The organism is Shimia sp. R9_3 (assembly GCF_017743755.1).
Classification (GTDB): Bacteria; Pseudomonadota; Alphaproteobacteria; order Rhodobacterales; family Rhodobacteraceae; genus Shimia.
The window spans coordinates 1-23,607 of sequence record NZ_JAGHRP010000003.1; the positions used below are offsets into that span (position 1 = coordinate 1).

Here is a 23,607-nt window from a genome sequence, read left to right on the forward strand (position 1 = left end):
TGAAGGGCGACAGATCTTAAAGCCAACACAGGCCAAAGATCAAAAGCGTCGCGGGATGGAGCAGCCCGGTAGCTCGTCAGGCTCATAACCTGAAGGTCGTAGGTTCAAATCCTACTCCCGCAACCAAAAAATAGGTCGGATATCAAACACTTAACGCCCCAAGGGGCGCCGCTCGCGTTTTTGGGTCGGCAAGTGTGGAAGCAATGTGACGGCGCACTACCAGCGTTTTGCGGAAATACCGAAACACCTCTTAGGCAAGTCACGGTAACGCTTAACCAGAGTAAGTGTATCCTGACTTGTGAGAACTAGCTCTCAAACGGCTAAAGTGTGATGCGGAAAGTGAGGCGGGATGGATCGGAGAGTTCTGTTATGGTCCACCACGATCTGCGTGGCAGCGATCGTTTGTGGATTTTGGCTTTGGTTGAGCCCAAAAGAAAAAACGGACGATCAACTGGCTGTTGAATACTACAGAGCTTTGGATCTTTCGATTGAGGCCTTAGAAGTCCTGCTTGGCGAGGATCTGGTACCTTCCGATACATTTTCTGTGCAGACAATAAATGGACTAAGACCAGACGATACGCCTGAAAGTCGTGTGCGAAAACTGCTGACTTGGTTTGATCCTGTCGGACTGAATCCAATGAATATCATTTTCTATGACTCTGACTATCCCACAAACTATTGGAAAGTTCGTTTTCCGGGGTGCCAGCCAGGAGGATGTAGTCCTTTACTACAGCAAGTCGAATTGGTTCTCGCTAGTGAGGATGAGTGGTTCCAGTATCATGCTGGAAAACATCATTCAAAGAAGCGAGAGCTTGTTTTCGAGCCAGAATTGATCGGTTCATCGACTTATTATGCTGAAGTAGACGTACATTCTGATTTTGCGGACCGAGTCACCAAAATTGATCTCTTTGTTTACAGAAATTTTGTCGGAGAGTTGGAAATGCTGAGCAGCACTTTAACCAACGGTGGACCGACAGAGAGACGCCAGATTTACTATCGCCGAAAAATTCTGTCAGACGCAGGAAATACGTTGTCTGAAGACGGCTAGTGCACAACTTTGGTAAGGTAATCTGTGATTGTGCGCAGGATGTAGGCTGAGTGGCTGAGAGGTCCTGCGTCGGGTACCCCCGAAACGCCGACTAGAGAGACTTTCCGATCATATGTCTGCCGAGAGGCTTCTGTCGAATGCCATTTTCCTGACGACGCCCCTCGCGCCTTTGAGTAACATAGCAAAGGGCTTAGCACAGAGTGTGTTTCGAAGGTGGTTCTTGATCAAGGGTGGACCATCATCCCAACACATAATCACAGAGACAACCCGAGCGCGCCCTTCACCTCGTTCTTGCGCTACTAACCAACGCAATGCCGATCAAAAGAGGCGCCAAGAGGCTCTCAACCCTGCGGCTCACTCGCCCTCTTCCAGAAGATGTTGCAGCCGGCCGCGCCAGTCTTGTCGGGAAGAGCCGGATTTGCCGATGGATTGAAACCCGAAATAGAGATGCAGGATTACATCTGCCAGCTCTTCTCTATAGGCTGCGGTTTGGCCTACGTCCTTGGCTTCCAGAACCGACAAGATACCACCGCGCAGTCGGTCTGCCATGTCTTGTGTCTTGCGGGCGACATCGGGGTTTTCGGGGGCGACCTCGACCATGGCGTTACAGATAAAACAGCCAAAGCTCGATTTATCAGAGGGGGTAAACATCGGCATCAGGCAGTCTGTGGCGGAGCTCTCTTCGCATCCTCGCAGGATGCCAAGTGTGGTGGTCACGACCGTCTGATCATAGCGTTCCAGTGCCGCCTGATAGACGCTCTCCTTATCCTCAAACGCCTTGTAGAAGCTCCCGCGGGTCAGGCCCATCGCGGCAAGCAGATCCGGCAAGTTGGTCGCTTTGTAGCCCTGACGCCAGAATATCTCCATGGCACCATCCATCGCCTGGTCGATGTCAAATTCCCTAGGTCTCGCCATTTGCCTCTCGTCTTTCCAAATGTGTCTGTGTGCTCACATCGATGTGATTTGTACCATTCGGTTCCCAATGTTACATCATTCCCCATAAGGAACCAAGTAGTTCCTAACGAGATCCAAAACGCTAAGGAGTTTCCAAATGCAAATCTTCAAGACACTGGTTACCGGCGCAGCTCTGTCTGTTGCTCTCGCAACGTCTTCCATCGCCGCAGGCGTTGAACTGAACGCAAGCTCCACCGGCCTGGCGCTGCAGGGCTACGACCCGGTTGCCTATTTCACCCAAGGTGAGCCAACCAAAGGCGACTACCGCATCTCTTCCATCTACAACGATGCGACTTACCGCTTCGCTAACGAAGAGCACAAAGCTGCTTTTGAAGCAGATCCAGAAGCCTACCTGCCTCAGTACGGCGGTTACTGCGCCTTTGGTGCGGCCATGGGCTTCAAATTTGACGGTGATCCAGAGTACTGGAAAATCGTTGACGGCGAACTGTTCCTGAACCTGTCCCAAGACATTCAGGTGCGCTGGGAAGAAGACGTCCCTGGCTTCATCGAGCGCGCAGACACCAACTGGACTGACATCGCTGACAAAGCACCGGAAGCCCTTCAATAACCCCTGACGACTTCCTTCTTCCCCCCGAGCCCCTGCCTTCCCCGGCAGGGGCTTTTTTTGTGCCTGAAGGAGCTCGTTGATGTGTATGTGGCGGGGGAGAGTGGCGACCCCGGCAGGATTCGAACCTGCAACCTGCCCCTTAGGAGGGGGCTGCTCTATCCAGTTGAGCCACGGGGCCGTGGTGTATGTGTTCTAGCGGTGATGTTTTGGAATGTCATGGGCGATGTTTGGTACTTGTTACGCGCCCTCGGCCGCTTCAGGCCTTTTTAGAAAATTCCGCCACCACTTGGGCATAGACTTCACGTTTGAACGGCACGATGTTGTCGACCAAATCATCGACCGGCAGCCAGCGCCATTCGGAAAACTCCGGATGATCCACCGCGATATTCACATCATGATCGGTGCCGTGAAAGCGCAGGAGAAACCACTTTTGTTTCTGTCCACGAAAGCGGCCTTTCCAGATGCGCGGCACGATGTCATGCGGCAGGTCATAGGCGATCCAGTCTGCGGTTTCCGCTTCGACCGTCACCAGATCTGCAGAGACGCCGGTTTCCTCTTCGAGCTCACGCAGGGCGGCGTCTTTGGCGCTTTCGCCTTTGTCGATCCCGCCTTGTGGCATCTGCCAGGCAGGGACCTCGCTGTCGAGGCGCTGGCCAACGAACACATGGCCGTCGCCATTCACCAGCATCACACCCACGTTTTCACGGTAGGGCAATTTTGCGATCTCTTCCGGTGTCATAGCGGGCTCCCTGACTTGATGGCGTCTCACTGGTATCGCCCCGGAAAGAGGGTCGCAAATGAAAACAGCCCCGCGGGGGCAGGGCTGTTTCGGTTTCCAGAGTTCGGGCCTTATTCGCCGTAAGGCACCCAGATGTTTTTGACCTCGGTTGCGGCCTGCAAGAAGGCGCGCCCTTCGCCATCAGGGCTCTGCCAGTCACGGGCAGCGCCGTTGTTGATCCAGGTGCGCTTCAGGTTGCCCGCGCTTGCGGCCTCAATCTCCTGCGCCAAGTCGGTGCTGGAGAACGACCAAACCGCATCAACGTCCAGATGCCCGGCCAGAGAGCCTGCGAGTTCCGCGTGAGAGCCTGTGAGGATGTTCACCACACCGGCTGGCACATCAGAGGTTTCCAGCACCTGATAGAAATCAGTCGCTGCCAGCGGGAAAGCCTCGGAGGCGACAAGCACGGCGCGGTTGCCCATTGCGATGGCTGGAGCCATGGCAGAGATCAGGCCAAGAAGCGGAGCTTCGTCAGCACAGAGCGCGCCAATCACACCGACTGGCTCCTTCATGGCGAGGGCGACGCCACGAATGGGCACGCCATGGGCCTGACCGTCGTATTTGTCGGCCCAGGCCGCGTAGGTGAAGAGACGGCTGATCGCGACGCCGACTTCGCTTGCGCCATCTTTGCCACCGGTCAGAGCATCGATGCGGCGCGCGAACTCTTCGCGGCGAGCCGAGAGGTTTTCGGCGATGTAGTAAAGGATTTGCGCCCGCAGGTGGCCTGTGGTGCCAGACCAGCCTTTGGCCGCATGTGCAGCCTCGACAGCGTTGCGTACATCTTTGCGGTTGGCGATCGGGGCCTGACCAAGCAGTGCGCCGTTCTTGCCATAGATATTCTGGCTGTAGCCGCCATCCGGGCGTGCTTGTTTGCCACCGACATAGAGTTTGGGTGTGCGGTCCAGCGGATCCACCGGGCCTTTGTCACCGGTGAAGGCTTCAACCGGTTTGAGCGCTTTGGTGGTGCCTTTGGGCTTGGTGTAGGCGGCAAGCCCTTCCCAGCCACCTTCGCGGCCATAGCCACTTTCACGCACGCCGCCAAAGCCTGCAGCGGCATCAAAGAGGTTGGTTGCGTTCACCCAAACCACACCGGCGGCAAGTTTTGGCGCGATGTCGAGCGCAAGGTTGACGTTCTCTGTCCACAATGTCGCGGCGAGGCCATAGCGCGTGTTGTTGGCCAGCTGCACCGCCTCAGATGGTGTGCGGAAGGTGGTGGAGACGAGTACCGGGCCAAAAATCTCTTCCTGCATCAGCTTGGAAGAGGGCGCGAGGCCGGTGATCAGCGTTGGTGGGTAGAAGCAGCCTTCCACAGGCATGTCGATGGCGGCTTGGTAGGTTTCACCCTCTGTGTTGCTTGCGACCATCTCGGTGATGGTTTGTAACTGCACCGGATCCACCACAGCGCCCACATCAATGCATTTGTCCAGCGGGTTGCCAATGCGCAGCCCGTCCATGCGCGCCTTCAGCTTGGCGTGGAAGCGCTCGGCAATGCCTTCTTGCACCAGCAGGCGGGACCCTGCGCAGCAGACTTGGCCCTGGTTGAACCAGATCGCATCCACCAGACCTTCGATGGCGCTGTCGATGTCTGCGTCTTCAAATACGATGTAAGGCGATTTGCCGCCGAGCTCCAGCGTGAGGGATTTGCCGGATCCAGCAGTGGCTTCGCGGATGCGCTTGCCCACTTCCGTGGAGCCGGTGAAGGCCACTTTGTTGACATCGTCATGCGTGGTGATCATTTCGCCCACAGCACCGTCGCCGGTTACGATGTTGACCACACCCGCAGGCAGGCCCGCCTGTTGGCAGATGTCTGCGAACAGCAGCGCTGTGAGGGAGGTGTATTCCGCAGGTTTCAGCACCACAGTGTTGCCCATGGCAAGCGCCGGGGCCACTTTCCATGCCAGCATCAGCAGTGGGAAGTTCCACGGGATGATCTGGCCGCAAACACCAAGCGCTTGAGCGTTGGGTAACTCTGCTTCCATCAGCTGCGCCATGCCCGAGTGATAGTAGAAATGGCGCTGCACCAGCGGGATGTCGATATCCCGGCTTTCGCGGATCGGCTTGCCATTATCCAGCGTTTCCAGAACAGCAAACAGACGTGCGTGTTTCTGCAGCAGGCGCGCAATGGCATAAAGGTATTTGGCACGGCCATGGCCGCCAAGGCCTTCCCATTTGCCCTGTGCCTTGCGCGCGGCTTTAACCGCGGCATTGACCTCTTCTTGGGAGGCTTGCGTCAGGTCTGCCAGTGTTTCGCCATTGGCGGGGTTCTTGGATTGGAAATCCTTGCGCGGTGCGGTCCAAGTACCGTCGATGAAGTGACCAAAGGCCGCGCCCTGATCGACGATCCAAGCCAGCGCATCTGCGGCGCTTTCCGGGGCAGGGCCATAATCCATGGTCTCAAAAATCTCTTTTACGGTCATCGTGTCAGCCTTTCTCGGATCAAGCCATCGCGTGGCGGTAGGAGGCCGAGTATTGGCCGGTGACGTGGTGTTCGAGCTGGCGTTCGATGTCGCCGAGCAGGGAAGATGCGCCAAAGCGGAAGAGGTCAGGCTGCAACCAGCGGTCTCCCAGCTCGTCCTTGATCAACGACAGATAAACGAGCGCGTCTTTGGCTTTGGAAATGCCGCCCGCAGGTTTGTAGCCCACGCGGAAACCTGTGCGCTCATAATAGTCACGGATCGCGCGGACCATCACTAGGGTGACGGGCAGGGTCGCGTTCACGCTTTCCTTGCCGGTGGAGGTCTTGATGAAATCAGCGCCTGCCATCATGCAGACAAGCGAAGCCTTTGCCACATTGCGCAGTGTGCCCAGTTCGCCAGTCGCCAGAATGGCTTTCACATGAGCATCGCCACAAGCTTCGCGCATGTCTTTCATCTCATCATACAAAGCCTGCCAGTTGCCTTGCAGCACGTGACGGCGCGTGATGACGATGTCAATTTCTTCAGCACCTGTTTTTACGCTTTCGCCAATCTCAGCGATGCGCAGATGATATGGAGAAAGGCCCGCAGGAAAACCGGTGGACACCGCCGCCACAGGAATGCCGGTGCCTTTGAGGGCATTTACGGCGGTTTCGACCATATCGTGATACACGCAGACAGCACCAGTGGTTAGGCCTTCCATGCCAAGTGCGGCCAGCAGGTCGGCGCGGACCGGCTGGGCGGCCTTGGCTGCAAGGCGTTCAACGCGGCCTTCCGTGTCATCCCCGGAAAGCGTCGTCAGGTCGATCAACGAAATCGCTTTGCACAACCACGCCGCCTGATAGTCTTTTTTGACAGACCGGCGGCCCGGCAGCGTCTTGGCGCGGCGTTCAATAGCTGAGGTGTTGGCCTGCGCACTGCGCACCCAGTCCAGATCCAGCGCCATGCCGGGGTTGCGCGGCTCCAATGCGGTGGGCAGCTGATGCCCTTCGGAGGTCAGTGTTGACGTAGCCATCGGCCTATCCTGTTGCGAAAAACAGGCTTCAAAATGCCCTACAACATGAGTGCTTGGCAAGGCATGGCGGGGCGCATTTGCTCGTTTTTTGACCATATGGTCAGGTAAAAGGTGCGAATAAGTCGCAATAGCGTTGACATACTTGAGAATGGTTCTCATATTCAATCTGAACTGGTGAATGAGGGCAGAATGCGATTCTCTCGGCGTGACTTTATTTTGACAACCACAGCGGCAAGCTTGGGTGCTGCAATGCCCGCATTCGCTGCGGGTAAGCTGCAAGTTGTGGCCACCACCGGGATGATTGCAGACACGGCGCGCCGCATTGGCGGAGACCTAGTCGCGGTAAAGGGGCTGATGGGGCCGGGTGTTGATCCGCATGCTTACCGCCAGACACGCACCGATATCGTGGCGCTGACCAAGGCGGACCTTGTGTTGTGGCACGGCCTCTATCTCGAAGCGCAGATGGAAGAGTTTTTCCACAAGCTGGAGAAGCGCGGCACCGTTGTTGCTGTGACTGACACATTGCCAAAGGCGCTTCTGCGCGGCCACGACGACTATGAGGACAAATTTGACCCTCATGTGTGGATGGATCCGAAGCTTTGGGTGTTCGTCGCAGAGCGTATCCGCGACGCACTTACAGAAAAGATGCCGGAAGCCGCCACGCTGTTTGAGGCCAACACCGTAGAGTTTCTGGCGGAGCTTAATGCGTTGAGTGACTATGCGGCCAATGCGTTGACCTCCGTGCCGCAAGGGGCGCGCATTCTGCTGACAGCCCATGATGCCTTTGGGTATTTTGGTCAGGCCTATGGGTTTGAAGTTATGGGCATCCAAGGCATTTCAACCGAGTCAGAGGCCGGTTTGAACCGGATTGGCGAGCTGGTTGATATGCTGGTCGCGCGCAAGATCGGTGCCGTATTTGTCGAAAGCTCCGTCTCTGACCGTTCGATCCGCGCCCTTGTTGAAGGCGCGGCGGCCAAGGGCCATGAGGTTGCGATTGGCGGTGAGCTTTACTCGGATGCCATGGGGGCGGAAGGCACCTATGAAGGCACCTATGTCGGGATGATTGACCACAACATCACCGTGATTTCACGGGCGCTTGGCGGACAGGCGCCGGTGCGTGGGATGTCTGGTGATCTGACGGTCGGGTCATAAGGAGAAAGAGATGAGCGTTTCCCTGGCAGCAAACGAGGGTGTGGCGCCCTCATCTTCTTCTGTTTCTGACAGCCCGCTGGCGATCCGTGGCATGACCGTCTCTTACGGTCAGAAACCCGTTGTGTTTTCGGTAGATATGACTGTTGCCGAAGGCTCCATGACCGCGATCATCGGGCCAAACGGCGCGGGTAAATCGACCCTTCTGAAGGCCGCTTTGGGCATTGTGTCGCCTCTTGCGGGGCAGTCGACCGTCTTTGGCAAGCCGCTCAAGTCGGCGCGACACAGCATTGCTTATGTGCCACAGCGCGCCAGTGTGGATTGGGATTTCCCAACCCGAGTGATTGATGTGGTGCTTATGGGGCTGTCCCGAGAGCTGGGCCTGCTGCGCCGCATTCGCCCGCACCATATGGACAAAGCACGCGCCTGTCTGGAGCGCGTGGGAATGACCGAATTTGAAGAACGCCAGATTGGCCAGCTTTCCGGTGGTCAGCAACAGCGCGTGTTCCTTGCGCGTGCCTTGGCCCAAAACGCCGATCTCTATCTGCTGGATGAGCCTTTCGCAGGCGTAGATGCAGCAACCGAAAAAGCCATCATCGACGTTCTCAAGGCGCTGCGTTCTGAGGGAAGAACCGTGGTGGCTGTGCATCACGACCTGACCACTGTTCCCACCTATTTTGACCGTGTGTTCCTGATCAACACCCGCAAAGTTGCCGAAGGCACTGTGGCAGAAGCCTTTACACCAGACACCCTCCACAAGACCTATGGTGGACGTCTGGCAACCGGGCAAATCGATCAGCTGGAACTCGCGGCAGGCTAGCCCATGTTGCTTGACGCTCTGACTTTACAGCTTGGCTATAACGCCACGCTGGTGACTGTGGGTGCCACTTTGCTGGGTGTCGCATCCGGCGTCACCGGAACCTTTCTCTATCTGCGCAAACGTGCCTTGGTCAGCGATGCGATCAGCCACGCGACCCTGCCCGGTGTCGGGCTGGCCTTTATTGTGATGGTGCTGCTTGGGGGCGACGGGCGGTCGTTGCCTGGCCTGCTTATGGGAGCCGCGCTTTCGTCGTGGATCGGGCTGCTGTGCGTCAACTTGCTGACCCAGCGCACCCGGCTTTCTGAGGACGCCGCTATTGGCGCAGTGCTTTCGGTGTTTTTCGGCTTTGGTGTTGTCTTGCTGACGGTCATCCAGACCATGGGCAGCGGGCGTGCCGCAGGGCTTGAGGGCTTCCTGCTCGGAGCCACGGCAGGCATGTTGTTTAACGATGCGCTGGTTATCGCCATAGGTGGCGCGCTGACGCTTCTGGCGGTCGTGATCCTGCGCCGCCCAATGACGCTGCTGGCATTTGATCCCGAATATGCGGCCGCGCGCGGGTTGAATGTGCAACGCATGGATCTGGCGATCATGGCGCTGGCCATGGCTGTTACGGTGATTGGTTTGAAAATTGTCGGGCTGATCCTGATTGTCGCGATGCTGATTATCCCGCCGGTCACGGCCCGTTTCTGGACCGACCGGACCGACCATATGACGCTGATCGCTGGTCTTGCCGGCGGTGCTGCCGCGTGGATCGGAGCCAGCCTTTCGGCTATTGCGCCTGCGCTGCCCACCGGTCCGATCATCGTTTTGGTCAGTTTTGCGCTCTTTGCTCTGTCGCTTCTGCTCGCGCCCAATCGCGGTCTGCTTGCCGTCGGGATCCGCCATAATCGGTTCCAGCGCCGGGTCCATCTGCGGCAGGGGCTGTTGGCTTTGGCACAGGGGCAACCGATCTATGAGGCCTATACGCTGCGTCTTTTGCGTCGCGCCGGATTGGCGCATGCGGATGGTGTCGCCACCGACACAGGCCGGGCGCGTGCCGCCAAGGCGCTTCGGGATGAAAAACGCTGGGAAACCGTGCGTCAGGATCAGGCCTTTGAAAGCGCCGCCGCGCTTTATGACGGGCTGCGCGATATCGAAACCGTGCTGACCGCGGATCAGATCGCCGAGATTGACCACCGGATTGGTGGCCCCAAAGAGGTACAGTCATGAGCGGTGCGGAATTTGTCCCTCTGTCGCTCACACCGATGTTGATCGGTGTGCTGTCAGCCATCGCTTGTGCGCTCCCCGGCAACTTTCTTTTGCTGCGCAAACAGGCCTTAATCGGAGATGCCATCTCCCATGTGGTTTTGCCGGGTATTGTCACCGCCTTTCTGCTCACCGGGATCGTGGCGGCCGTGCCAATGATGCTTGGCGCTGCCGGTGCGGCCGTTGTTGCCGTGGTGATGATCGAGGCCATCCGCCGTTTGGGCAATATCGAGCCTGGGGCCGCCATGGGGCTCACCTTCACCACGCTTTTTGCGGCTGGTGTTTTGTTGCTGGAACAAAGCGACACCTCAGGCGTGCACCTGGATGTGGAACACGCGCTTTATGGCAATCTGGAAAGCCTGATCTGGCTGGATGCGATTGGCTGGGAAAGCCTGTTGGACCCAGTGGCGCTTGCGGGTTTGCCACCAGAGCTGGCCCGCGTTGCCATCGCTCTATTCGGGGTGGTCGTGTTTCTTTGGCTGTTTTGGCGGCCCTTGGTGCTTTCCACATTTGATGAGAGCTTTGCGCAGTCTATGGGCGTGCCAACCACCGCGCTTGGCATCGCTGTGGTGATGGTCTCGGCATTGGCTGCTGTGGCGGCCTTTGATGCGGTGGGGTCGATCATTGTGATCGCCATGTTCATCTGCCCGCCCGCCGCCGCGCGGCTGATGACCAACCGCCTTGAGCATCAAATAGCATGGAGCGTGGTGTTTGCGGGTCTCTCCGCTGTTCTTGGCTACGTGCTGGCAGGATACGGGCCTTTGTGGATCGGGTTTGAGGACGCGGTGAGCGCGGCAGGCATGATCGCCGCGGTGTCCGGTATTATCCTGGCCGTTGCGGCCCTCTGCGCGCCCCACCGCCATCGAACAGGCGCGCCTGCTCGCTAAAATTTTAAACCTGATTAAAAAACTCTGATTGACCTTTCTTACTGTTTCAGTAAGAAAAAAACACTCATCTTGCGCTGATCCTGTGCGAAAGCCGAATCGAAAGCGGGTGAAGAGACTGTGCCTACATCTGGAAGGCGAAATGCGATGTCACGCGAAGAAAATAAGAGTTCAAATATGACCGACCGCTTTGACGCAAACACTGTGCAATCGACGCCGATCCATGACGCTGAGAGTCTGACCGATGGCGGAAATCTGGCGCGCATTCGGCTGAATGAAGCAGAATACACCTTGCGCATCACGCGACAGGGCAAGCTGATCCTCACCAAGTGATTTGAGCCCGCTATGATCGTTTGCCACTGTATGAATATTTCGGATCACGAGATCCATGCAGCCATCGATTGGATGCGGGCCTCGGACCCCTCTGCCCTGATCAACCCAGGGAAGGTCTACCACGCATTGGGCAAGGCGGCGGATTGCGGCGGCTGTATGCCGCTGTTCCTCGACACAATGCGCAAAAATGATAACCTCTCCGTACCGGCGCATTTGCGCAGTCTGCGCAAGCCACAGGCGGAGGAGACACCCATTGAAAGGCAATCCAGAAGTAATTGAATACCTAAATAAATCTCTAAGACATGAATTGACCGCTGTTAGCCAGTATTGGCTGCACTATCGCCTCCAGGAAGATTGGGGGTTGATCCATATGGCCAAGAAGAGCCGCGAAGAATCCATCGAAGAGATGGAACACGCAGACAAGCTCATCGCCCGCATTATTTTCCTGGGCGGCCATCCAAATCTCCAGAAGCTAGATCCGCTCCGCATCGGCCAAACGCCGTTGGAAACCCTTGAGTGTGACCTGGCGGCTGAAGAGAGCGCCCGCGCGCTTTATACCGAGGCGCGTAAGTTCTGTCAGAGCGTCGATGATTTTGTTTCCATGGAGCTGTTTGAAGATCTCCTGCAGGATGAGGAAGGGCATATCGACTTTCTTGAAACACAGATCGATCTGCATGAACGCATCGGGGCAGAGAAATATGCCCATCTCAATGCCGGAAAGATGGATCAGGACGACTCCTGATCCCGCGCAATCATGCTCACAAACATCGGCACCTTTCGCCCCGAGAGGTGTCGTTTTGTTTTGACGTTGCGTCCGGCCTTTTGTAAGCATCGCCCAAACCGTTGGGGTGTCCCACTTGTTGGGGCTGAGAGTCGCGCTTGCGTAAACCCATCGAACCTGATCCGGGCAATTCCGGCGGAGGGAACGGTGTCAAAGAAGATGACGTTTTTGCCGTGCGGAATCCCGTTTGAGAACTGGGAGGCGCCATTTTGGCACGTATCGCTTTGACAATTGCCGGCTCTGACAGCGGCGGCGGCGCAGGCATTCAGGCAGATTTGAAAGCGTTTTCCGCGCTGGGCACCTTCGGCACCAGCGTGATCTCCGCCGTGACAGCGCAAAACACCCAAGCCGTAACGGCCGTGCATCCGATCCCGCTTGATGTGGTGTGTGCACAAATTGATGCCGTGCTTTCTGATATGGACGTCAACGCCATCAAAATCGGCATGCTGGCGACACCAGAGATCATTCAAACGGTGGCCGAGGCGATCAAGGACTTCAAAGGCCCTGTGGTGCTCGACACTGTGATGATCGCAAAATCCGGTGACGCGCTTTTGGCCGATGAAGCGGTGGCAACACTTCGTGAGGTTTTGGTGCCACGCGCGACGGTGATCACACCCAACCTCCCAGAAGCCGCGCGGCTTCTTGACCAAACTTCTGCTGCAGATGATGCGGCGATGGTGGCACAGGGGCAGGCGCTTTGCGCGCTGGGCGCACAGGCGGTACTGATGAAAGGTGGCCATGCGAGCGGGGAGATTTGCCGGGATTTTTTGATGACACCTGAAGGCGTTGCCGCCGAATTTACCGCGCCGCGCAAGCGTACCCGCAATACCCATGGCACCGGATGCACCCTGTCGTCCTCGGTTGCGGCAGGCTTGGCTAAGGGGCTGAACCTTGAGGATGCTGTGAGCGAAGCGCACGCCTATCTACAGGGCGCGATTGCTGCGGCTGATGATCTCAACATCGGCAAGGGCCACGGGCCGCTGCACCATTTCCACCGGGTTTGGCCTGCATGACACTTTATTCCGTCATAGGTGCGGGCGTGGCTGGATTGGCCGTGGCCACCGAGCTTATGGAGCGCGGGGCCGAGGTGCAGGTATTTGATCCTGCCGGACCACCTGGCCACCATGGCTGTAGCTGGTGGGCCGGGGGCATGCTTGCGCCATGGTGTGAATATGAAAACGCCGAAGAGCCTGTCTTGCGGCTGGGGCGGGAGGCGATCGACTGGTGGGCCAAACGGACCCCTGTCACCAAATCAGGCACTTTGGTTGTGGCCAACAAACGGGATTTGCCGGACCTGCGCCGCTTTGCCCGCCGCACGGAACAGTTTGTCGAGGTGGGGCGTGAAAAAGTCACCGAGCTGGAGCCTGATCTGCACGGTTTTGGGCAAGGCCTTTTCTTTGAGGGTGAGGCGCACCTCAACCCGCGGCAGGCGCTTCAGGATCTCTACCGGGGTCTCAAAGACAAAGGTGTCATCTTTCACAAACGTCTTGCGCCAGCGACGTTGGAAAACGCCATCGACTGTCGTGGCCTGTCCGCGCGCGAATATCTCTACGATCTGCGCGGGGTGAAGGGCGAAATGCTCATCATCCGCTGCCCTGATGTAGAGATCACCCGCCCGGTGCGCCTGCTGCATCCGCGTATCCCGCTCTATATCGTGCCGCGCGGCGAGGGGATCTACATGCTTGGCGCCACGATGATTGAAAGCGAAGACAGCAGCCGCATCACCGCGCGTTCCATGCTGGAAATGCTGAGCGCGGCATATGCGCTGAACCCGGCTTTTGGCGAAGCCGAAGTTCTGGAAATTGGCGTCGATCTGCGCCCAGCGTTCCCTGACAACCTGCCACGCATCCGCCGCTTGGGTCGGACAATCTACGCCAATGGGCTTTACCGCCATGGATACCTGCTCGCACCAGCCTTGGCGCGCGGCGTGGCAGATCTGGCGCTTCACAACACACATTCGGAGATGGTCGATGAAGATCGTGCTTAACGGAGAGGCGCGCGATGTTGCCGCCACCACACTTGCTGCGCTTTTGGAAGAATGCGGTTTCTCGGGCCGCGTGGCGACCTCTCTCAACGAAACCTTTGTGCCGGCCACCATGCGCGATGCTCAGGCGTTGAATGATGGCGACCGCATCGAAGTTGTCGCACCGATGCAGGGGGGCTGAACCATGAGAGCGTTTTATGGCGTTGACCTGCCAAATCCGCTGATGCTGGGCACCGCGCAGTATCCAAGCCCAGCGATCCTTGAAGAGGCTTTCCGCACGAGTGGGGCTGGCGTGGCCACGGTGTCTTTGCGTCGCGAAGGGGCAGGCGGCACCGGGCAGACATTCTGGAAAATGATTCAGGATCTGGGTGTGCATGTGCTGCCCAACACCGCGGGCTGTCACACCGTTAAAGAGGCTGTCACCACCGCCCATATGGCGCGTGAGGTCTTTGACACCAAATGGATCAAGCTTGAGCTCATCGGCCATACCGATAGCCTGCAGCCTGATGTGTTTCAGCTCGTTGAAGCTGCGCGCATTCTGTCAGAAGACGGTTTTGAAGTGTTCCCCTACACTACAGAAGATTTGATTGTGGGCGAGCGCCTTCTGGAGGCGGGCTGTGAAGTGCTGATGCCATGGGGTGCACCCATTGGGTCCGGCCGGGGCCTCAACAACATCTACGCCCTGCGCGCCATGCGGGCCGAATTTCCGGATGTGCCTCTGGTGGTGGATGCAGGCATTGGCCTGCCGTCCCATGCGGCGGCTGCCATGGAGCTGGGCTTTGACGCGGTACTGCTCAACACCGCTGTGGCCCGCGCCGGAGATCCTGCGGCCATGGCCAAAGCCATGATGCTGGCCGTCGAAGCTGGGCAAGCCGCGCTTGAGGCCGATCCCATTGAGGCGCGCGATATGGCCGAAGCCTCCACGCCGGTTATTGGAAAGGCCTTCCTGTCATGACGCTTGATCGTTTCTATCCCATTTTTGATGACGTGAGCTGGCTTAAGCGGATGTTGCCGCTTGGTGTGAAACTTGTGCAGTTACGCATCAAGGATCAGCCAGAGACACATGTGCGCGCCCAGATTGCCGAAGGCCAGGCGCTCTGTCGCGAATATGGCGCGGTGCTGGTGATCAATGATTACTGGAAGGCGGCGATTGATCTGGGCTGTGAGTGGATTCACCTCGGGCAGGAAGATCTGGACGACGCTGATCTGAAAGCGATCCGCGAAGCTGGTCTCAAAATGGGCGTGTCGACCCATGACGATGATGAGCTGGAACGGGTTTTGGCGATGGCGCCAGACTATGTCGCGCTTGGCCCAGTCTATCCGACCATTCTGAAAAAGATGAAATGGCACCAACAGGGCCTGCCCCGCGTGACCGAATGGAAAGCCCGCTTGGGTTCTGTGCCGCTTGTCGGTATCGGCGGCATGTCTGTCGAGCGCGCGCAGGGCGTGTTTGAAGCCGGAGCTGATATCGTTTCCGCAGTGACCGACATCACGCTCAATTCCGACCCGGAAGCGCGCGTGCGTGCATGGTTGGAGGTCTCAAGGTGAGCCGCTACGCGCGCCAGATGATCTTGCCTGAGGTTGGCGAAGCCGGGCAGGAAAAGCTCGCCGCCGCTCATGTGCTGGTGATCGGCGCGGGTGGTTTGGCTGCCAGCGCTCTGCCGCTTCTGGCAGGGGCGGGTGTGGGTCGCATCACCATTGTGGATGGGGACCGCATAGAGCGCTCCAATTTGCACCGCCAAACTCTGTTCACTGAGCGGGACGAAGGTTTGCCCAAGGCCGAGGTGGCCGCTGCGCGCTGCACTGCGATCAATGGTGATATCGCGGTTGAGGCCGTGGTGGCGACACTTACCCCTGCGGTGGCATCGGTCATGGTCGAAGAGGCCACTCTGGTGCTCGACTGCGCTGACAGCTACGCGGTCAGCTACACCCTGAGCGATGTGTGTTTCGCGCAGGATGTACCTCTGATCACCGGCTCAGCCCTTGCGCTTTCGGGCTATGCTGCCGGTGTGTGCGGCGGAGCGCCCTCGCTGCGTGCGATTTTTCCGGAGGCCCCGCAAAACGCGGCCAGTTGCGCCAGCGCCGGTGTGCTGGGGCCAGTCGTAGCCATGATCGGCACACTGCAGGCGCAAATGGCGCTGTCTTCTCTGATAGGTTTGAGCCCGAGCCCGCTTGGCCAGATGGTGCAATATGACGCCACAACCCTGCGCAGCGCGTCGTTCCGCTTTGACGGCGCGGCTGAACCGGCGCAGGCGTTTCCCTTCGTCAGCCCGGATATGCTGGAATCGGCCGACACCATTGTCGAGCTGCGCGACGCCGATGAGGCCGGGATTCCAGCGCACCCCAATGCACGCCGGATCGACCCCGCAAAACTCAAAGAGACCTTGCCTGCAAACGGCACCGGCCGCCTCGCGCTGTGCTGTGCCACAGGTCTGCGTGCCTGGCGCGCTGCAGAATCCGCAACCGAATTTTGGCCCGGCGAGATCGTTCTCGTCGCGGCTTCCGCTTCTTAACTCGAGAGGGAGACGCATGAAGCACCTAGTGACTGCCCTGGCCATGTTGGCCGCCACCCCAAGCTTTGCCGCAGACAAGATGACCCTGCTGCTGGACTGGTTTGTAAACCCCGACCACGGCCCGATCATCATCGCCGAAGAGAACGGCTATTTTGCCGAGCAGGGGCTTGAGGTTGAGGTGATCCCACCAGCTGACCCCTCCATGCCGCCGCGCCTTGTGGCTGCTGGCCAGGCTGACCTCGCGGTTTCCTATCAGCCGCAGCTGCACCTGCAGATCCACGAAGGCCTGCCGCTCAAGCGCGTTGGCACCCTCGTGGCAACCCCGCTGAACTGCCTGCTGGTTCTGAAAGATGGCCCAATCAAATCCCCTGCCGATCTCAAGGGTAAGAAGGTTGGCTTCTCTGTGGCGGGTGTCGAAGAGGCCGTGCTTGGCGCCGTTCTGGGCAAATATGGCGTCACGACCGATGACATTGAGCTGGTCAATGTGAACTTTTCGCTGTCCCCATCCCTGATGTCTGGTCAGGTGGATGCTGTGATCGGCGCTTACCGCAACTTCGAGCTCAACCAGATGGACATCGAAGGTGCGCCAGGCACCTGCTTCTACATCGAAGAAGAGGGCGTTCCATCTTATGACGAGCTGATCTATGTGGCCAACCCGGACACCATGGATGCCGACAAAGTGGCGCGTTTCATTGCGGCAACCGAAAAGGCGACCCAGTATATCGTGAACAACCCGCAAAAAAGCTGGGAAATTTTCGCATCCACCTCCACCGAGCTTCAGGACGAGCTGAACGCGCGCGCATGGGTCGACACCCTGCCACGTTTCGCACTGCGCCCTGCAGGCTATGACGCTGGTCGTTATGCGCGCTTTGAGCAGTTCCTGCATGACAGCGGCATGATCAACAGCATCAACCCCGTGGATGCCATCACCATCGACGTGACCGCAGAATGACCGCGCCAGAGTATGGTCGTGGCTTCGCGCTGATGCGCGAGGCCACAGGGGAGGCATGGGGGGACTACACCCGCCATGCCTTCGTGGAAGGTCTCAAGGATGGCACCCTGCCGCGCGAAGCGTTTTTGCATTATCTGCGTCAGGATTATGTGTTTCTGATCCATTTCTCTCGTGCTTGGGCGTTGGCGGTGGTCAAATCTGAGACCCATGAGGAAATGCTCGCTGCGGTTGCCACGGTCAACGCATTGGTGGCTGAGGAAATGCAACTGCATGTCGGTATTTGCGAAGCGGCAGGCATCCCGCAGGATGAGCTTTTTGCAACGCCTGAACGTCCTGAAAACCTCGCTTACACGCGCTTTGTGCTGGAGGCCGGCTACTCAGGAGATCTCCTGGACCTTCTGGCGGCATTGGCCCCCTGTGTGATGGGGTATGGCGAGATCGGTGCGCGTTTGGGAAAGGAAAAAACCTCCGAGGCCTACGCAGACTGGATCGGCACTTATGCTGGCGAAGGGTTTCAAGGCGATTGCGCAGCGGTTGGGCAGCTTTTGGATAGCGCTTTGGAACGTCGTCTTGGCAAAGACTATGCAAACAGCCCGCGTTTCGCGACGCTGTGTGACAAGTTCCGCAAGGCAACCGAGCTGGAAGTCAGCTTCTGGCAGATGGGCCTGACCCCATGACCCACGCACCCGGCATCACGCTTAAGGGCACGGCCTCAATTGAGGGGCGGCAGCTTTTTGCACCTTTGTCTCTGACGCTGGATGCCGGGCGCTGGACCTGCCTTCTGGGCGGATCCGGTGTGGGTAAAACAACGGTTCTGCGCCTGTTGGCTGATTTGCCAACGGGCGCGGCTTTTGACGGCACCATTTCGGTCACGGATGGTGCGGGTGTTGCTGATCGTATCGCCTACATGGCGCAGGACGACTTGCTTTTGCCATGGGCCACGGTTGAGAAAAATATCATCTTGGGCACGCGTTTGCGGGGCCAGAAAGTGGATGACGCGCGGCTTTCCCGACTGCTCGACCGCTGCGGCCTGCGCGACCATCTCGGCAAACGTCCCTCCGAACTTTCCGGTGGTCAACGACAACGGGTCGCGCTTGCGCGCACTTTGATGGAAGACAAACCCATCATCCTGCTTGATGAGCCCTTTTCCGCCCTTGACGCGCAAACCCGCGCAGCCATGCAGGATCTTGCGGTCGAGCTTCTGGCCGGTCGCACGGTCTTGGTTGTGACGCATGATCCGGGCGAGGCCGCGCGGCTTGGACATGCCATCCACGTGATGACACCAGCGGGCCTGACCTCGGTTACGCCGCCCGAAACCGCCGTGCCGCGCGCAGTCGAAGCGATAAAAACCCTGACCTGCCAATCAGATCTCTTGCGTTTGTTGATGGGGCAGGCCGCATGAAAATCCTACCGGCCGTAGCCGCCACGCTCTTTGCGCTTGCCGTCTGGCAAACCATTGTCTCGCTCACCGAGCTGCCGCGGTTCATCCTGCCTGGCCCGATGTTGGTGGCGGAAACCTGGTGGACCAACCGCGCTGTGATTGCAGAACATACGTTGGTCACCGCCCAAGAAGTGCTGTTGGGTCTCGTAATTGGCACGGCGCTGGGCATTTTTACCGCGCTGCAGCTCGCCACATCCAAAACAGCGCGTTTGCTGGTGCAACCTATTCTGGTGTTCACACAAGCTCTACCGGTCTTTGCACTGGCACCGATCCTGACGCTGTGGCTCGGCTATGGGCTGTGGTCGAAGATCGCGATGGCGGTTCTGATCATCTATTTTCCCGTGACCTCAGCCTTCTTTGACGGGCTCATGCGCACACCGCCGGGCTATCTCGACCTCGCCAAAACCATGCAGGCCAGCCCGTCTCGTGTGCTTTGGCACATTCGCGTTCCCGCAGCGTTGCCTTCTTTGGGCGCCGGGGTGCGGCTGGCTGCGGTCTATGCGCCGATTGGCGCTGTGATCGGCGAATGGGTTGGGGCGTCAAAGGGGCTGGGCTATTTGATGCTGCTGGCCAATGGCCGTGCCAAGACCGACCTGATGTTTGCCGCAATGCTGACGCTCGGGGTGTTGTCTGTCCTGCTGTACGTTGTGATCTCCAAACTCACCAAACGTTTGGGGGATCGGGAGACCTGATTTTCCCAGCAATCCAACGGGCAATTGGTGCACGCCAGCATCGTTCACAAGTTTGAAAAATTGTGGTGGCAGACAACTTCTGCGCTATATGGTTAATCTTTCTTTAAGCACTCGCTGCCACTGACAGGTTAGCTTGCAAACCACGACTACTCCGCTGAGCGATTATGGCCCAACTGCGCACAACCAAAAGATTTCTTCGCCTGCGCAGTGGGACAGCGCTGGCCATTTTGCTGGTGGCCTCGTTGATTGCCCTTGTGGTTGCGCTCTCTGGACGCGACGCTGTGGAGACGCGCACAAATAACACCACCCGGATTGATGCCATCCTGCTATCGCTTTCAGAGATGTCGGTTGTGTTTCATCAAATTCAGGACGGAGAAAGCCAAAGCCAGAATCTCGTTTTGCGCGGACAGCTGCGTCGTGCGGCCCATAACGCGCAACAGGCCTTTGACGCTCTGTCGGGCCCAAACGTTGTAGAGAGTTTCTCGCCTGATGCGCAGGCCATCCTGACGCGCCCCAACATGAATCCGTTGATGGAGCTCGAAGAGGTTCTCTATCTGGCTGATGTGGTGGTCGCGGCAAGCGCCAGTGACACCTCTATCAACCTTGCAGCCAAATTGGCGTCTGATCTGTCTTTCCGTCTCATGCCGTTTTTCAACCGTGTGCGTCAGTCAGAGGTGGAAGCCGCGGAGGCCGCCGCGAATGATCAAGTGCTTTATGGTCTCGCAGCATTGCTGGTGACCCTTCTGGGCGTGGGTATTGCGATCCAATTCGCGCACCTTCCCATGGAGCGCTATGTGCTGGGCGCGCAGATGGAGATCGAACGAAACCAGCGCGCAGCCGAAGCTGCCTCAGAAGCAAAATCCATGTTCCTCGCCACGATGAGCCATGAAATCCGCACGCCGCTCAATGGTGTGCTGGGGCTTGCCGATGTGCTTTCTGATACGCAGCTGAACAAAGAACAGCGCCGTATGTTGGGAATGATTGCATCCAGCGGCCGGGATCTGCTTCAAATCATCAACGACGTGCTCGATCTCTCCAAACTTGAGGCAGGTAAATCGACGCTGGAGTTTGTGGATTTTGATCTCGAAACTCTTTGTCGCGAAACCACCGACTTGTTCTCAGGTCAGGCGATTGGGCGCGATGTAGAGCTTTCGGTCTCGGTGTCCCCGTCAGATGCTGGCTGGTATCTGCACGCCGCGCCAAGCGCCGTCCGTCAAGTGCTGAGCAATCTTGTGGGCAATGCCGTCAAATTCACCGAGAATGGCAAAGTCACCGTCCACCTTGAGGACATGTCCGGGCCGGAAGGCGCACCGCGCTTTGTGCGTATCGCGGTGAAAGACGAAGGGATTGGGATTTCGCCTGAAGCGGTGGATCGCATTTTCAACCAATTCGAACAGGCAGACACTTCCACCACAACGCGATTTGGCGGCACCGGCCTTGGTCTGTCTATCGTGAAGCGTCTCGCTGAAACCATGAACGGGCGGATCAATGTGCACAGTGTCTTGCACGAGGGGTCTGAGTTTGCACTCATAATCCCCGTGGCCAAAGCGTTGCACCGCAAGGAGCGCCCCCAAGTCATCAAAGACGCGCTGTTTGACAAATTTGTGCTGGTGGCCGACGACAACCGTGTCAATCAGATAGTTGCACAAAAGCTCTTGCAGAAACTTGGGTGCGAAGTGCGCTTGGCCGGAAACGGCGAAGAGGCTGTCAAACTTGTTCGCGACTGGATGCCGGATCTGGTTCTTATGGATGTGCGTATGCCTGTGATGGATGGGCTGGAAGCCACCCGCCAGATCCGGGCCGATCTCAGCATTCCCAACGCCCAAACCCTGCCGATTGTCGGTCTTTCAGCCAATGCGCTGGATGAACATGCAGATGCCAGCGCAATGGCGGGAATGAGCGGCTATCTTGAAAAACCGATCACGCGCGAAGCCTTAGTCGCGGAACTTCTGCGCCATTGGCCTGACACGCCACAGACGCAAGATCGAGAGGATCTCAGCGCATGACCTTCAAGCACTTTCTTCGCCCACTCGGATTGGCGGCTACAGTCTGTCTCGGTGCCACGGCTCTGAAAGCGGGTGAAGATCTCGCTTGGCTTTATACGTGGCGCGCAAGCACGCCAGATGCGTTTTCTGAGAGCTTTGTCAAAGAACACCCGGAAGGGTTGGTGATTGACACGTTTATGGTGCCAGACGAAGCCGAAGCCCGGCTGGCGGCCCAGAACACGGGTTATGACGTCTCAGTGCTGCCGGCCGAGATTGTGAAACGTCTGGCTGACATGGACGCTTTGATGCCGATCGATACGCCCGTGGCGATTGACTGGGAGGCGGCACCGGCGTCAGCCTCAGTCGCGCAAACTGATGCGCTGTCGCGGGTGGCAGACTACTATGTGCCCTATGTTTGGGGCACCACCGGACTTGTGATGGATGTGGAAGCCATCCGCGCGCGCCTGCCGGATGCCCCACTGGACAGCTGGGATCTGCTCTTTGATCCTCAAAACGCGGCAGCACTTTCTGATTGCGGCATTTCCATAATCGACTCGCCACAAGAGATCTTTTCCCTTGCTTTGCACCATCTGGGGCGTGATCCGCATGGGGTGACAACCGAAGATTTTGATGCGGGATTTGCCGCGCTAAAAGAGATTATGCCCCATGTGCGCCGCGTGTCCTACAAGCAGCTGGAGGAAATGAGCTCTGGTGACACTTGCCTTGGTCTGGTCTGGAGCACGGTGGGTCTGACATTGGCAAAGCATGCGCCCAAGTCAAATTACACCTATGTGGTGCCCAAGGAGGGCTCGCTCATCTGGTCCAATGTTCTTGTGGCGCCCAGGAGCGAGGAGGCCGATGCGCATCGTGGCGAATTGTTGGCCCATATCGTGTCGAAAGAGAATGCCGAAACCCTTGCCAACTATGTGCAGGCGATCCTTTCGCCCAAGACATTTACGGGAGATATGTCTACGGAGCAGGCAGCAATCGCACAGGCATCGCTGCCGGAGGGCCGTGACGATTTGATGTTCGCATTGCGACCGCTTTCCGGTCCAAAAAAATATGCCTTGGACAAGCGCTGGCGCCGTCTTCTCATCGGTCAGTAAGGGAGCTGTGACCGAGGGTTCTCAGCCTGTCTCAGTAAGACAGCGCCCCGTCAGCCTTGTTCAACATGACGCCCAGGATGGGCTTCACCTCAGACAGGATCTGCTCGACCTTGCGCACGTCCTCTGCTGTTGACACGCCGCCACCGGCAACAATCAAAACGGCGTCCACATTTGGGAGAAATCCCAGGACATCGTCAAATTCCAGAGCCGGAGGCATGTCAAACAACATGAGGTCCGGGCAGAGCATTTCCTCAAGCTCCTCCAGAACGGTGCCGGTCATTTCATTTTGAAACAGCTCTGCGGAGTCCTCACTTGGGGTGTCATTCAGTGCCAGCGCCAGGTTGGGGCGCGCTTTGATTAGAAAGTTTTCCGGGGCAATTGTGCCGCTCAGGTAATCCGCCATCGAATCCGGCGCATCAAGGCCCAGGGTCTGGTCCAAACTCGGGGCGCGCAAATCCATGTCCAGCATCACGGTGCGCACCGTTTCAAGGCGCGCCATGGAAAATGCCAGATTCGCGCTGACAAAGCTGCTGCCACAGCCGCGCGTTGGGGCGGTCACCGCCACCCGGCTCCAGCCATGTTCGTTTAAGGCCTGCAACAGTCGGGTGCGCAGCATATCAAAGGCGGCATGCGCCTCATGTGACCGCGTTGCACTGATCATATGGTTTTGCGCCAAAACCGCGTCGTCGAGCGCTGCAACGATCAGGTTTCCCCAGAACACATCAGGGTCATGCAGCGCTGGCAGGCTCTGCTGTGTTGCAAGGCCGGCATCTTGAGAAGACTGGTTTTGATCGTAGCTCATCGTCGCGCGTTTCCGCATTGTTTGAACTCAAAATCTAGCAGTCAAATGCAGACAAAAGAAAGGCACCAATGCGGAGATAGGGCGGCTTTGGCTTGGAGGGAGGGCTTGTCGTGCTTTGAGGCGCTGTCTCAACCGGCGGCTTT

General features: G+C 57.9%; 26 protein-coding genes, 2 tRNA genes and 1 riboswitch. Of the genes, 22 read left to right on the plus strand and 6 right to left on the minus strand.

Translation table 11 applies throughout. From position 1 onward, the window contains the following. Positions 1–49: 49 nt before the first annotated feature. Positions 50–126: transfer RNA gene (locus J7412_RS08875), tRNA-Met, on the plus strand. A 262-nt stretch (positions 127–388) separates the two neighbouring features. Further along, a complete protein-coding gene (locus tag J7412_RS08880) occupies positions 389–1,048 on the plus strand; it encodes a hypothetical protein (RefSeq protein WP_209078354.1) in 660 nt (219 codons plus the stop codon). Between the two features lie 354 nt (positions 1,049–1,402). Here the strand turns inward: J7412_RS08880 and J7412_RS08885 are convergent, their stop codons facing one another. Beyond that, positions 1,403–1,963 carry a TetR/AcrR family transcriptional regulator gene (locus J7412_RS08885; protein ID WP_209078355.1) on the minus strand — a complete coding sequence of 187 codons (561 nt, stop codon included), beginning with the start codon at positions 1,961–1,963 and terminating at the stop codon, positions 1,403–1,405. Between the two features lie 136 nt (positions 1,964–2,099). On the opposite strand from J7412_RS08885, the gene J7412_RS08890 reads away from it, so the two are divergent. After that, positions 2,100–2,570 (plus strand): YHS domain-containing (seleno)protein, encoded by a 471-nt coding sequence (locus tag J7412_RS08890; RefSeq protein ID WP_209064530.1) that lies wholly within the window; start codon positions 2,100–2,102, stop codon positions 2,568–2,570. A 101-nt stretch (positions 2,571–2,671) separates the two neighbouring features. Here the strand turns inward: J7412_RS08890 and J7412_RS08895 are convergent. The 4 genes from J7412_RS08895 to deoC all read right to left on the minus strand — a co-directional run bounded on the left by J7412_RS08895 (position 2,672) and on the right by deoC (position 6,777). Further along, positions 2,672–2,748 (minus strand) — tRNA-Arg (locus J7412_RS08895). Between the two features lie 78 nt (positions 2,749–2,826). Further along, positions 2,827–3,309 carry an RNA pyrophosphohydrolase gene (locus tag J7412_RS08900; protein WP_209078356.1) on the minus strand — a complete coding sequence of 161 codons (483 nt, stop codon included), beginning with the start codon at positions 3,307–3,309 and terminating at the stop codon, positions 2,827–2,829. A gap of 110 nt (positions 3,310–3,419) precedes the next feature. Beyond that, positions 3,420–5,765: an aldehyde dehydrogenase family protein gene (locus J7412_RS08905; protein ID WP_209078357.1), complete on the minus strand. Its 2,346-nt coding sequence runs from the start codon at positions 5,763–5,765 to the stop codon at positions 3,420–3,422. Positions 5,766–5,784: 19 nt separating this feature from the next. Next, positions 5,785–6,777, minus strand: a complete 993-nt coding sequence (gene deoC / locus J7412_RS08910) for a deoxyribose-phosphate aldolase (protein WP_209078358.1) — start codon at positions 6,775–6,777, stop codon at positions 5,785–5,787. Between the two features lie 249 nt (positions 6,778–7,026). Between deoC and J7412_RS08915 the strand changes: the two genes are divergently transcribed. The 19 genes from J7412_RS08915 to J7412_RS09005 all read left to right on the plus strand — a co-directional run bounded on the left by J7412_RS08915 (position 7,027) and on the right by J7412_RS09005 (position 22,662). After that, positions 7,027–7,929, plus strand: a complete 903-nt coding sequence (locus J7412_RS08915) for a zinc ABC transporter substrate-binding protein (RefSeq protein ID WP_247743848.1) — start codon at positions 7,027–7,029, stop codon at positions 7,927–7,929. Between the two features lie 10 nt (positions 7,930–7,939). Further along, a complete protein-coding gene (locus J7412_RS08920; RefSeq protein WP_209078360.1) occupies positions 7,940–8,746 on the plus strand; it encodes a metal ABC transporter ATP-binding protein in 807 nt (268 codons plus the stop codon). Positions 8,747–8,749: 3 nt separating this feature from the next. Continuing rightward, positions 8,750–9,955 carry a metal ABC transporter permease gene (locus tag J7412_RS08925; RefSeq protein WP_209078361.1) on the plus strand — a complete coding sequence of 402 codons (1,206 nt, stop codon included), beginning with the start codon at positions 8,750–8,752 and terminating at the stop codon, positions 9,953–9,955. Further along, the gene (locus J7412_RS08930) at positions 9,952–10,878 is read left to right on the plus strand and encodes a metal ABC transporter permease (protein WP_209078362.1); all 927 of its coding nucleotides are present in this window, start codon (positions 9,952–9,954) and stop codon (positions 10,876–10,878) included. The genes J7412_RS08925 and J7412_RS08930 overlap by 4 nt, the downstream gene beginning before the upstream one ends. 174 nt (positions 10,879–11,052) lie before the next feature. Next, entirely contained in the window at positions 11,053–11,208 is a 156-nt protein-coding gene (locus J7412_RS08935) for a hemin uptake protein HemP (RefSeq protein ID WP_209064547.1), read from the plus strand. Between the two features lie 12 nt (positions 11,209–11,220). Further along, entirely contained in the window at positions 11,221–11,487 is a 267-nt protein-coding gene (locus J7412_RS08940) for a (2Fe-2S)-binding protein (RefSeq protein ID WP_209078363.1), read from the plus strand. Beyond that, positions 11,462–11,950 (plus strand): bacterioferritin, encoded by a 489-nt coding sequence (bfr, locus tag J7412_RS08945; RefSeq protein WP_209078364.1) that lies wholly within the window; start codon positions 11,462–11,464, stop codon positions 11,948–11,950. Before J7412_RS08940 ends, bfr begins: the two co-directional genes overlap by 26 nt. Positions 11,951–12,042: 92 nt before the next feature. Beyond that, positions 12,043–12,150: riboswitch (TPP riboswitch) on the plus strand. Between the two features lie 48 nt (positions 12,151–12,198). Beyond that, entirely contained in the window at positions 12,199–13,002 is an 804-nt protein-coding gene (gene thiD, locus J7412_RS08950) for a bifunctional hydroxymethylpyrimidine kinase/phosphomethylpyrimidine kinase (RefSeq protein ID WP_209078365.1), read from the plus strand. Next, positions 12,999–13,976, plus strand: a complete 978-nt coding sequence (locus tag J7412_RS08955; RefSeq protein WP_209078366.1) for an FAD-dependent oxidoreductase — start codon at positions 12,999–13,001, stop codon at positions 13,974–13,976. Before thiD ends, J7412_RS08955 begins: the two co-directional genes overlap by 4 nt. Beyond that, a complete protein-coding gene (thiS, locus tag J7412_RS08960; protein WP_209078367.1) occupies positions 13,960–14,154 on the plus strand; it encodes a sulfur carrier protein ThiS in 195 nt (64 codons plus the stop codon). The genes J7412_RS08955 and thiS overlap by 17 nt, the downstream gene beginning before the upstream one ends. A gap of 3 nt (positions 14,155–14,157) precedes the next feature. After that, complete coding sequence (locus tag J7412_RS08965) at positions 14,158–14,928, plus strand: thiazole synthase (protein WP_209078368.1); 771 nt, start codon at positions 14,158–14,160, stop codon at positions 14,926–14,928. Continuing rightward, complete coding sequence (locus J7412_RS08970; RefSeq protein ID WP_209078369.1) at positions 14,925–15,521, plus strand: thiamine phosphate synthase; 597 nt, start codon at positions 14,925–14,927, stop codon at positions 15,519–15,521. Before J7412_RS08965 ends, J7412_RS08970 begins: the two co-directional genes overlap by 4 nt. Continuing rightward, the gene (locus tag J7412_RS08975) at positions 15,518–16,486 is read left to right on the plus strand and encodes a HesA/MoeB/ThiF family protein (protein ID WP_209078370.1); all 969 of its coding nucleotides are present in this window, start codon (positions 15,518–15,520) and stop codon (positions 16,484–16,486) included. The genes J7412_RS08970 and J7412_RS08975 overlap by 4 nt, the downstream gene beginning before the upstream one ends. A gap of 16 nt (positions 16,487–16,502) precedes the next feature. Continuing rightward, positions 16,503–17,438 carry an ABC transporter substrate-binding protein gene (locus tag J7412_RS08980; protein ID WP_209078371.1) on the plus strand — a complete coding sequence of 312 codons (936 nt, stop codon included), beginning with the start codon at positions 16,503–16,505 and terminating at the stop codon, positions 17,436–17,438. After that, the gene (gene tenA, locus J7412_RS08985) at positions 17,435–18,115 is read left to right on the plus strand and encodes a thiaminase II (protein WP_209078372.1); all 681 of its coding nucleotides are present in this window, start codon (positions 17,435–17,437) and stop codon (positions 18,113–18,115) included. The genes J7412_RS08980 and tenA overlap by 4 nt, the downstream gene beginning before the upstream one ends. Beyond that, positions 18,112–18,840: an ABC transporter ATP-binding protein gene (locus tag J7412_RS08990; protein ID WP_209078373.1), complete on the plus strand. Its 729-nt coding sequence runs from the start codon at positions 18,112–18,114 to the stop codon at positions 18,838–18,840. Before tenA ends, J7412_RS08990 begins: the two co-directional genes overlap by 4 nt. Beyond that, positions 18,837–19,571: an ABC transporter permease gene (locus J7412_RS08995; RefSeq protein ID WP_209078374.1), complete on the plus strand. Its 735-nt coding sequence runs from the start codon at positions 18,837–18,839 to the stop codon at positions 19,569–19,571. Before J7412_RS08990 ends, J7412_RS08995 begins: the two co-directional genes overlap by 4 nt. A 164-nt stretch (positions 19,572–19,735) precedes the next feature. Next, complete coding sequence (locus J7412_RS09000) at positions 19,736–21,577, plus strand: ATP-binding protein (protein WP_209078375.1); 1,842 nt, start codon at positions 19,736–19,738, stop codon at positions 21,575–21,577. After that, positions 21,574–22,662 carry an extracellular solute-binding protein gene (locus J7412_RS09005; protein ID WP_209078376.1) on the plus strand — a complete coding sequence of 363 codons (1,089 nt, stop codon included), beginning with the start codon at positions 21,574–21,576 and terminating at the stop codon, positions 22,660–22,662. The genes J7412_RS09000 and J7412_RS09005 overlap by 4 nt, the downstream gene beginning before the upstream one ends. Positions 22,663–22,693: 31 nt before the next feature. Here the strand turns inward: J7412_RS09005 and J7412_RS09010 are convergent, their stop codons facing one another. Next, positions 22,694–23,464: a CpsD/CapB family tyrosine-protein kinase gene (locus J7412_RS09010; protein ID WP_209078377.1), complete on the minus strand. Its 771-nt coding sequence runs from the start codon at positions 23,462–23,464 to the stop codon at positions 22,694–22,696. Between the last annotated feature and the right edge of the window lie 143 nt (positions 23,465–23,607).